This window comes from Nitrosomonas sp. ANs5, from assembly GCF_050584665.1.
In the GTDB taxonomy this organism is placed as follows: domain Bacteria; phylum Pseudomonadota; class Gammaproteobacteria; order Burkholderiales; family Nitrosomonadaceae; genus Nitrosomonas.
Genome location: NZ_JBEUDO010000006.1, coordinates 73,829 through 82,039, shown reverse-complemented (window position 1 = coordinate 82,039; position 8,211 = coordinate 73,829). Strand labels below are relative to the sequence as shown.

Below are 8,211 nucleotides of genomic sequence, written 5' to 3'. Positions count from 1 at the left end.
TAAAAGAGTCTTCACTTCTTCGGAAAAATCGTGGACAGCATCATCCACTTGAAAGTCCAAAGGTCGAAGCTGTCCGTTAACTATTGTCCATCCGAACCGCTCTGCACAATCCGATATGCGGACTTCGAGATGTTTTTTCTGCTCGAGCATTGCGGCTATAAGATTCTGTATTGCCTTCCCAGGATCAGGCTCCCTAGTAATCAAACTATCTAGCGCATCTAGAAGCTCTTCTTTTGAAGCTCCTTTAGCTGGTAATGATTTCTGCTGCAGGTGAGCCAATTCTTCTACCGGCAATGCAGCCGCCGCTACCACACCCTTGGTCTCATTGAAGGTAAAACCATCTTTAACCGTTGGCCTTAGTGCTCGCCATACTTTTTTAATATCGGTTTCCATTTCTTACCTTTACGTACAACTATTGATTCTCAGGCAAATCTGCCCATATAAATTGATATTGCTGATATTTTCAGGCACTTTTTCCTTGATAACTGAAGAATCATGCATTATTGCCTCGATAACATGCTATTGGCCGACAGTTCAGGCAAATTTGCCTATTTATTAAATTTTAACTGACGGTATTGTTTTTAACGTCAAACACACCGGCTTTATTGAATGGCTGTGAGAAACCATCCTTTATTCCTGATTTCGCCATTGTCCAAACGGGGCCAAAAAAAACCACAGCGATTCCGATGCATTCAAAAATGTATTGCTGCCATTGTTCAGGCTAAAGCGATTTTTCTTGTTGTTTGTGCATGGCTGCCGATGCAAAATCGATCCGCCCTACCTGCCAGACCAGTAGCAATACCGGCACGCCCAGCAGTGCTGTGCCAGTGAAGAACATGGCGTAGCCATAGGCGTCGACAAATTCTCCGCTGAAGCCGGCGATGAATTTGGGTAGCAGCAGCATGACCGAGCTGAATAGCGCGTATTGGGTGGCGGAATAGGCAGCCTGGGTCAGGCTGGAAAGATAGGCGACAAAGGCGGAAGAAGCGATGCCGGCCGAGAGGTTGTCGGCCGAGATGACGAACACCAAGCCGGTGACATCATGTCCCCGCCCTGCCAGCCAGACGAACAAAAGATTGGTCGCGGCCGATAGCACCGCACCCAGAAAAAGAGTGCGGAAAATCCCGATTTTTGCGGTCAATACGCCACCGATGACCGCGCCCAGGATGGTCATGATCACGCCATAAACTTTCGACACTGTCGCGACTTCGTCTTTGGTGAAGCCCATGTCGACATAGAATGGATTGCTCATGACGCCCATCACCACGTCCGAGATCCGGTAGACGGCGATCAGCGCCAATACCAGCAATGCATGGCGGCCATGGCGCACGATGAAGTCCTGGAAAGGCGCGATCACCGCGCCATAAATCCAGCCCAGCAAGGCAGTGAGCCTGCCATTCAGCCGCCAACCGGCAATGACTGCCCGTGCCTGCTTTTCATTCTCGATGGCCAGCAGGTTGCTCGGCACATCGGGTTCGCGAATAACCAAGGTGGTCACAATGCCGACCCCCATGCATGCTGCCATGAATAGATAGGCGATCTGCCAGGAGGCAGGATCATAACTGGCTGGTGTACTGTCGAATGCCGCCGCGATCCAGAGCGCGCCGGCCGAGGCCATGATCATTGCCAGCCGGTAACCTGCCTGGTAGGTGGCGGCCATTGCGCCCTGCAATGACAAGGCTACGGCCTCGATACGGTAGGCATCCAGGGCAATGTCCTGGGTGGCCGAGGCAAAGGCGACCGCCAGCGCAAAGAAAACGATATGGGAAAGCTGCTCGACCGGATCGGTGTTGGCCATGCCGATCAGGGCGCCTATGATGGTCAGCTGCGAGAGCAGCAACCAGGCACGGCGCCGCCCCAGCCAGCGGGACAGCCCCGGCAATGGCATGCGATCCACCAGTGGCGCCCATGCCCACTTGAATCCATAGGCCAGCCCTATCCAGCTCAGATATCCGATCGTGGCCCGATCGATACCGGCCTCGCGCAGCCAGAACGACAACGTGCCCAGCACCAGCAGCAATGGCAAACCCGCCGAAAATCCCAACGCGAGCATACCCGCCACGCGCGGATGCGCATAGATGCGCAATGCTTGCAACCAGCCCGCGTAGGCCAAGGGTTTCATAGCGGATAGTTGTAGTCGATCACCAGCGGGGCATGATCGGAAAAACGCTCGCTTTTATAAATCGAAGTATCTATCGCGGCCTCGGCCAAACCGGGTGTCGCAATCTGATAATCAATCCGCCAGCCGACATTTTTCGCCCATGCCTGGCCGCGATTGGACCACCAGGTATATTGCTCCGGATGCGGATTGATTTTGCGGAATACATCCACCAGTTTCAATTCCTCGAATACCGTAGACAACCAGCGCCGCTCTTCCGGCAGGAAACCGGAGTTTTTCTGATTGGCACGCCAGTTTTTCAGGTCAATTTCCTGGTGGGCAATATTCCAGTCACCGCACCAGAGCACATCCCGGCCCGATGCAGCCAGTGATTGCAGCATCGGATAAAAATGCGCCATGAAGAAAAATTTGGCTGCCTGCCGGTGCTCGCCGCTGGAACCGGATGGCAGGTAAACGGAAATCACGCTCAAATTGCCAAAATCGGCTCTCAGAAAACGCCCTTCGGCATCGATCTCGGGAATGCCCGTCCCTTCCACGATTTGATCCGGGGCATGACGGGTATAGATCCCCACCCCGCTGTAGCCCTTTCTTTCCGCGCAATGAAAATAACCGCTATAGCCAGTAGGGGTGCGCATGGTATCGGTGAGGTTTTCCGGCTGCGCCTTCAGTTCCTGTACGCAGACGAAATCGGCGTCCTGCTGCGGCAACCAATCGAAAAATCCTTTACTGCTGGCCGCGCGCAGGCCATTCACATTCAACGTTATGATTCTCATCAGCGATCAAGCAGTGGCAATATGGGTGGCAGGGAAATTGGCGTACGCATCAACGGATCGGCAAACCCGGCTTGCAGTAAAAGCGTGCCGGAAACAGTTCGCTGCGGCGTGAATTCTTGATGACATCACCGCCGTTTTTGATACAAGCCATGGTGGACTTATCCAGATTGGCAAAATACTCATTGCTTCCCGGCAGCGCATCGGTGGGTGGCACGGCCTCGCGGATGCGGCGGCAGGTTTCGGGTTCATCGGCAGGCACCGGGTCGTTGACATTCAAAGGCAGCGGGCAAAGCTGGCAGGGGTCGCCTGGACACAGGCACCCCTTGCATGCGGCGCTCGCTGTGCGCACCCCCACTGTCATGGATAACATGATGATCAACACTAAGCACAACACACTCCAAATCCATTTCAACTGCATCAGTTACTCTCCATAAAACATATTTGAGGGCGCCTCTAAAAATCCATATTTCGTCACAATACGTCGTTGTTCACAAAAAATGTCTCCTGACATATCCATCATATGCTGCGTCAACATTTTTTGTTCTCGCCTGGTCTGGTTTAGAACGCTGAATTTTTAGAGGTACCCTTGATTCAATTACAGATCATCCCGGTCACCGGCATCATTGCTGGCCGGCTGTAGGGTGCGCACGCACACCCTGCCCGCCCGGGCATCATCGGGCTATTTCATGCGCCCAGCAGGCTATACTTCCGGAATAACTTTGCGCAACACCTGGAACACAGCACGATAACTTCTGGGCGGTTTATTTTCGAGTTTTTCTTTGCGGGCATTGCGCAACAGGACACGTAATTGCTGGACATCGACTTGCGGATACGCCTGCGCAAACTCGGTCAGGGCCGCTTCATCGCTCAGCAGGCGGTCGCGCCAGCGTTCCAGCTGATGCAGCCAAGCGGTATGCTGCACGCTGGAATGCTGCCAGGTATGCATTTTTTCCTGAATCGGCGCTGCGTCCACCGAACGCATCAACTTGCCGATAAACTGCAATTGCCGCCGGCGGGCACCATGTTTGGAAATTTTTTGAGCTTCCAGCACAGCCTCGGTCAAATTTTCCGGCAAATCCAGTTCGGCAATTTGCGCTGGATCTAGTTCAACCAGCTGCTCGCCCAAAGCCTGCAATGCATGCATTTCATGCTTACGGCGGGTCTTGCTGGGCTGGGATGCTTCCAATTCAGCTTCAGACTGGGATATATCCTTGGGATGATTACGCACAACTGCCACTCGCATTGGGAATGATCAAGAAGCTGTTATCATAACCCGCTTTGAGCATTCATATATATTCTCGTTCATATGCGTTCAATGATCCGCCCTTGCCTGACGGCAACCGTTGCGCCGCCAGCAACCGACGATAGGCGGCTGGTACCCGTCTCTAATCCAAGCACCTCAGCAGATTTCAGCATACGCATGAACCATGCCTGACCGCTTTTCGCTACTCTGACGAACTTTCTAGCAAGTAACCCAATGGAAAACAACTTAAATCGCGATTCAGAACAGTCACACCCCTTTTCATACACTCAGGAAAATTTACGCCAAATCGCTCAGGACATCCTGATATTTGCCAAAAAACATGGCGCCGATGCTTGCGAAACCCATGTTTCGGATGGTTCCGGGCAGAATGTCACGGTCCGTCAGGGCGCCGTTGAAACCATCGAATACACGCGCGACAAAGGGCTGTCCGTCACCGTCTATATCGGTCAGAGACGAGGCAATGCCAGCAGCTCCGATTTTTCGCCCAAAGCCATCCAGGAAACTGTCAGCGCTGCGTTATCCATCGCCCGGCACACGGCGGAAGACCCCTATGCCGGGCTTGCCGACGCCGACCTGCTGGCAACTGCATTTCCCGATCTGGATTTGTATCACCCGTGGTCATTGCCGATTGAAGAAGCGATCGAACTGGCGCGCCAATGCGAAGCCACCGCCCTGGCCACCGACCCGCGCATCATCAATTCGGAAGGTGCCAGTATAGCCATCGGCGCCTCGCAATTCGTTTATGCCAACAGTCTGGGTTTCTGCGGCGGTTTTCCGCTGACCCGGCATAGCGCCAGCTGCGCCGTGATCGCTGGTGAGCATGGCAGCATGCAGCGGGATTACTGGTATAGCGTCGCACGGTCCGCGCGCGACTTGGAAGCCATCGATGAAATCGGCACTAAGGCAGGCCTGCGCAGCCTCGCCCGCCTGGGTGCAAAGAAGATTGCCACCTGTGAAGTCCCGGTGCTGTTTGAGGCGCCGGTGGCATCCAGTCTGATCGGCTGTTTTGTGCGTGCGGTGAGCGGCGCCAGCCTCTATCGCAAATCCTCATTCCTGCTCGATAGTATCGGCAAGCAAGTTTTCCCGGCAAATATCCAGCTCAGTGAATTGCCACATCTGGCGAAAGGATTGGCCAGTTGCACCTTCGATGATGAAGGCGTGGCCACGCAGGCGCGCAAGGTTGTGGAAAACGGTATCGTACAAGGTTATTTCCTGGGAAGTTATACAGCGCGCAAACTTGGCCTGCGCTCGACCGGCAACGCAGGCGGCAATCATAATCTGGTGCTGGAAAACGATGCGCCACTCGCTTTTGACGCGCTCCTGAAACAAATGGGCAGGGGCCTGCTGGTAACCGAATTGCTTGGCCACGGCGTCAATCTTGTGACCGGCGATTACTCTCAGGGTGCAGCCGGTTTATGGGTGGAGCAAGGGGAGATTCGCTACCCTGTCGAGGAAATCACCATCGCTGGCAACCTCAATACGATGCTGCGCGGGATCATCGGTGTCGGAAACGATGTCAACGTCCGCGGATCCAGACAGTGCGGCTCCTTGCTGATCGAGCGCATGACAGTGGCTGGACACTGAGCCTGGTAATCGTTTATCGAACTTGGCTATTTTTCCTGATCTGGCAGCACAATATGAAGGTTTCAAGTGAATCTGTTACGTAAATTCGAGCGGCTGGCCGGCAATCTTTCCGGTGCAGCCGGCTGGCTGGCCGGCTGGCTATGCGTACTGATGATTGTGGTGGTATTCATCGATGTCATCGCCCGCTATTTGTTTCATGGCGGATCGATGGCCATGCAGGAGCTGGAGTGGCATTTGTTCGCTGCCGTCTTTCTGCTGGGCGCAGCCTACACCGTGCGCGAGGATGCCAATGTGCGGGTCGATGTCGTCTATACTCGCCTGGCACCCCGCCGCAAGGCTATCGTGGACATCTGCGGCCATAGCTTGTTCGTCATTCCCATGTGCATGCTGATTCTCTATAGCTCATGGGATTTTGTCGGTTATTCTTACCATCTCCAGGAAATATCGAATGATCCGGGTGGCCTGCCCTACCGTTTTGCATTCAAGGCGCTGCTACCGATTGGCTATGGTTTGGTGCTGATTCAATCGCTGGCAATCATCTCGCGCAATATCAGATTCCTGGCCGGCGATCCCGATCCGGCACTGACAAACCATCCGCCTTTGCATCAGGAAAAATTATAGTTCTATCCCATTTTGAATTGCTATTTAACGTTTCACCGTCGTTCACTGTTTCCTATGTCTGATCTTATTTTTCCAGCATGTGGTTTACCTACCCAGAACCACATGCTACCCCGGCCGCTACCGGAGTTAGCCCGATGATCGCGCTTTCCATGTTTCTGGTCTGCCTGGCCATGCTGGTAATGGGCTTCCCGGTTGCGTTCACATTTGGCGGCGTCGCGCTATTCTTTGGTTTGTATGCCGAAGGGTTGCAACTATTTCTGATGATCGCCGAGCGCATGCACTCGATCATGACCAACATCACGCTCATGGCGGTGCCGTTGTTCATTTTCATGGGGCTGATACTGGAGAAATCCGGCATTGCAGAAAAAATGCTGGAATCGATGGGCTCGCTGTTTGGCCGCATTCGCGGCGGGTTGGCGGTATCAACCGTGGTGGTCGGTATGTTGCTGGCGGCATCGACCGGGGTGGTCGGCGCTTCGGTCGTCACCATGGGGTTGATTGCCCTGCCTGTGATGCTGAAATACAGTTACGACAAACGATTGGCAACCGGTGTCATTTGCGCATCCGGCACGCTGGGACAAATCATCCCGCCCTCGATCATACTGATCATCATGGGTGATGTGCTGCAGAAACCGGTTGGCGATTTCTACCGCGCGGCCCTGGTGCCAGGACTGTTGCTGGTGTTGATCTACATTATTTACTGTTTACTGTTGGCCTGGTCGAGAAAGGAAGCCGCTCCACCGGTTCCAGCCCGCAGCGAATCCCTGCCTGCGCAATACTGGCATGCCTTCAAAACCATCGTCCCTGCCCTGACACTGGTGATGGTGGTGTTGGGAACCGTCATCGCCGGCGTAGCGACACCCACTGAATCAGCGGCGATGGGCGCAGTGGGCGCGATCGTTCTGGCCACGCTTAACAGGCGATTCAAAATAAGCATGCTGCACCAGGTCGCCATGGAAACCACCAAAATCACCGCCATGGTATTCACCATTCTGGCTGGTGCCACTTTTTTCTCCATGGTGTTTACCTATACCGGCGGCGACGAAGCTGTTGAACAGATCATGCAACACTTGCCCGGCGGAAAATGGGGATTTGTCTTTCTGATGATGCTGATCATCTTCTTGCTCGGATTTTTTATCGATTTCGTCGAAATCGCTTATATCTTCATTCCGATGATTTCGCCGCTGCTGATCAAGTTCGGCATCGATCCGCTCTGGTTCGGCATCCTGGTAGCACTCAATCTGCAAGCCTCCTTTCTGACGCCGCCATTTGGTTTTTCGCTGTTTTACCTGCGTGGTGTCGCACCGGCATCGATCAGCACTGTCGATATCTATCGCGGCGCAGTGCCGTTTATCTTGCTGCAATTGCTGGCACTGACCCTCGTCATACTATTCCCGGGTCTGATCAAGCTAATCTAGGAAGCTGTCCGAGAATAGACTGATCTTTGCGGAATATGCTTCCATGCAATTCTCAGCAGGCTGGACAACGGCCCATTGCGGTACGCAAGTGCATGCTACGCGCCCTGTCGCTGCAGCTATCTTTGCCGTCGCGCGCTGCGCGAGTTACCGCTATCGTTTTTTCAGAAAGAACAGAAATTCACCGGTCATTTCCGATGCAGACAACAATTCATGCCCAGTCTGCTCGGCAAAAACCTGAAAATCAATCACTGCACCCGGATCGGTGGCCATGACTTTCAGGACTTGGCCATGCGTCATGTCTGCCAGGGATTTTTTGGTTCTGAGAATCGGTAAAGGACAAACCAGTCCTCGCACATCCAGTTCTTTGTCGAAATTCATATCCTTTCTGCGCTGATTCAATGGGCGCAATTTTACTTGTTTATTGTAATAGAC

The 8,211-nt window shown here is 53.6% G+C and carries 9 protein-coding genes; 3 read left to right on the top strand and 6 right to left on the bottom strand.

Going from position 1 to position 8,211, the window contains the following annotated elements; translation table 11 throughout:
• From ABTW62_RS02940 to yjgA, 5 genes are all read right to left on the bottom strand, one after another.
• On the bottom strand, positions 1 to 393 hold a 393-nt coding region (locus ABTW62_RS02940), incomplete at its 3' end, for a hypothetical protein (RefSeq protein WP_430903083.1).
• 328 nt (positions 394 to 721) lie between these two features.
• Positions 722 to 2,122: an AmpG family muropeptide MFS transporter gene (locus ABTW62_RS02935; protein ID WP_430903082.1), complete on the bottom strand. Its 1,401-nt coding sequence runs from the start codon at positions 2,120 to 2,122 to the stop codon at positions 722 to 724.
• Positions 2,119 to 2,892: an exodeoxyribonuclease III gene (locus tag ABTW62_RS02930; RefSeq protein ID WP_430903081.1), complete on the bottom strand. Its 774-nt coding sequence runs from the start codon at positions 2,890 to 2,892 to the stop codon at positions 2,119 to 2,121. The genes ABTW62_RS02935 and ABTW62_RS02930 overlap by 4 nt, the downstream gene beginning before the upstream one ends.
• A 49-nt stretch (positions 2,893 to 2,941) precedes the next feature.
• Positions 2,942 to 3,286 (bottom strand): hypothetical protein, encoded by a 345-nt coding sequence (locus ABTW62_RS02925; protein ID WP_430903080.1) that lies wholly within the window; start codon positions 3,284 to 3,286, stop codon positions 2,942 to 2,944.
• Between the two features lie 306 nt (positions 3,287 to 3,592).
• A complete protein-coding gene (gene yjgA, locus ABTW62_RS02920; protein ID WP_430903079.1) occupies positions 3,593 to 4,135 on the bottom strand; it encodes a ribosome biogenesis factor YjgA in 543 nt (180 codons plus the stop codon).
• A gap of 234 nt (positions 4,136 to 4,369) precedes the next feature.
• Between yjgA and pmbA the strand changes: the two genes are divergently transcribed.
• From pmbA to ABTW62_RS02905, 3 genes are all read left to right on the top strand, one after another.
• On the top strand, positions 4,370 to 5,740 hold the full coding sequence (pmbA, locus tag ABTW62_RS02915) for a metalloprotease PmbA (RefSeq protein WP_430903078.1): 1,371 nt from the start codon (positions 4,370 to 4,372) through the stop codon (positions 5,738 to 5,740).
• A 66-nt stretch (positions 5,741 to 5,806) separates the two neighbouring features.
• Positions 5,807 to 6,361 (top strand): TRAP transporter small permease subunit, encoded by a 555-nt coding sequence (locus ABTW62_RS02910; RefSeq protein WP_430903077.1) that lies wholly within the window; start codon positions 5,807 to 5,809, stop codon positions 6,359 to 6,361.
• A 134-nt stretch (positions 6,362 to 6,495) separates the two neighbouring features.
• A complete protein-coding gene (locus ABTW62_RS02905; RefSeq protein WP_430903076.1) occupies positions 6,496 to 7,779 on the top strand; it encodes a TRAP transporter large permease in 1,284 nt (427 codons plus the stop codon).
• A 150-nt stretch (positions 7,780 to 7,929) separates the two neighbouring features.
• Here ABTW62_RS02905 and ABTW62_RS02900 read toward each other — a convergent pair whose 3' ends face one another.
• A complete protein-coding gene (locus tag ABTW62_RS02900; RefSeq protein WP_430903075.1) occupies positions 7,930 to 8,157 on the bottom strand; it encodes a sulfurtransferase TusA family protein in 228 nt (75 codons plus the stop codon).
• Between the last annotated feature and the right edge of the window lie 54 nt (positions 8,158 to 8,211).